This is a genomic window from Micrococcus sp. KRD096 (assembly GCF_017168495.1).
Classification (GTDB): Bacteria; Actinomycetota; Actinomycetes; order Actinomycetales; family Micrococcaceae; genus Micrococcus; species Micrococcus luteus.
Genome location: NZ_JABFAY010000010.1, coordinates 123,967 through 125,333 on the forward strand (window position 1 = coordinate 123,967; position 1,367 = coordinate 125,333).

Annotated in this window: 1 protein-coding gene and 1 pseudogene; one reads left to right on the forward strand and one right to left on the reverse strand. The window is 71.4% G+C overall.

Features of this window, described 5'->3' with window-relative positions; genetic code table 11:
- Window positions 1-212 precede the first annotated feature (212 nt).
- Entirely contained in the window at window positions 213-1,064 is an 852-nt protein-coding gene (locus J1M41_RS04755) for a hypothetical protein (RefSeq protein WP_206451261.1), read from the forward strand.
- Window positions 1,065-1,215: 151 nt separating this feature from the next.
- Here the strand turns inward: J1M41_RS04755 and J1M41_RS04760 are convergent.
- Window positions 1,216-1,367 (reverse strand): annotated as a pseudogene (locus J1M41_RS04760) (IS5/IS1182 family transposase); the annotation flags it as partial.

The window sequence follows — 1,367 nt, forward strand, 5'->3', positions numbered from 1 at the left end:
GGCGGGGGAAGGACATGCGGTCTCCTGGCTCGGTCGAGTGGCGGGCGGAGTGTCTCCTCCATGGCCGCCGTGGCCAGACACGGAGGACTCCACGTTCCACCGTAGGGGAGGCCCCTCGGTGGCTCTGGAGCCCTGGCAGAACTGTGACCAGGTTGTGATGTGGCGCCGCGGCTGCCGGCATGGCCCTTGTGGGCCACACCTAGACTGGTGGCATGGAATATCTCGTCCCTGTCCTCGCGGTGGTCGTCATCGGCGCCCTCGCGTTCGCCGCCGCCCGGTGGATGTCGGCCGGTCGAGCGCGTCAGGCGGCGGACCAGCGCACGTCGTCCGGTCGCGGGCTGGACATCGGACCGGAGCGGGCGCGTCTGGCGGCGGGGCTGCTGGACGAGGACGCCCATCGGCGCGTGTACGGGCACATCGCCCAGAGCCGCGTGATGGAGGCCGTGCGCGACTACCGCGCCCACACGGGACGCGGCCTGAAGGACGCCGTCATGGACGTGCAGTCCCTCGCCGTGCATCCGCAGGTCTATTCCGAGCCGGTGCAGGAACCGGACGCCACGTCCGCCGGAGTCGCGGGGCCCGTTCCCGGCGACCATGGGGAGCCCCACCGCGACGACGCAGCCCCGGCCGACACCCCCGGGCCGAAGCGGCCCGGACAGGATTCGAGCGGGCGGGGGGAGCCGGACGCCCAGACGCCCGATCGCGAGACCTCTGACGCCGTGGCCGAGGACGACGCCCGGCGGGACACCGACCACGCCTCGGCCGCGCCGCGTCCGACGGCGCCGTCCGCCGACGAGTTGACGACCCTGACCGTCCCGGCCGAGTGGACCGCCGCCCCCGCTGAGGAGGAGCTCCCCTTCGAGGTCGAGGTGATGCGGGGGACGGAGTCCGTCCGGCTCTCCTCGCAGGACCTGCCGCCGTGGCTGCGCGACCAGCTCGCCGCCATGGTGCGGGACGGCAACCTCGAGTCCGCCGCCGTCCAGCTGTCCAGCCACTCGGAGCTCTCCGTGCCGGAGGCGTATGAGCTGCTGCGCCGCATGCGGGAGCGCCGCGGGGAGGGCTAGTCACCGGCCGGTTGGCACGTCAGGTCCCCGCGGCAGACGCGAAGAGGGCCGGAATCGCGTGGATTCCGGCCCTCTCTCGCGGAGACGGGGGGAGTATCCGCCATTCCCGTGTTGACATGGGCGTTTACGAGGACTGGAGACCGCTAGTCACCTAGGGCATGTCTGACAATCGTTTGGACCATGCGAGCACAGCATTCAGGACCACAGCGGCCCGGTAGACGATCGCGTACTTGTCATACCGGGTCGCCAGACCCCGCCACTGCTTCAGGTGAGCGTACTGACGCTCGATGACGTTGCGGCCCT

Bases quoted from the DNA above. Each gene is read 5' to 3' on its own strand.
- J1M41_RS04755 (WP_206451261.1), top strand. From the start codon at position 213: ATGGAATATCTCGTCCCTGTCCTCGCGGTGGTCGTCATCGGCGCCCTC.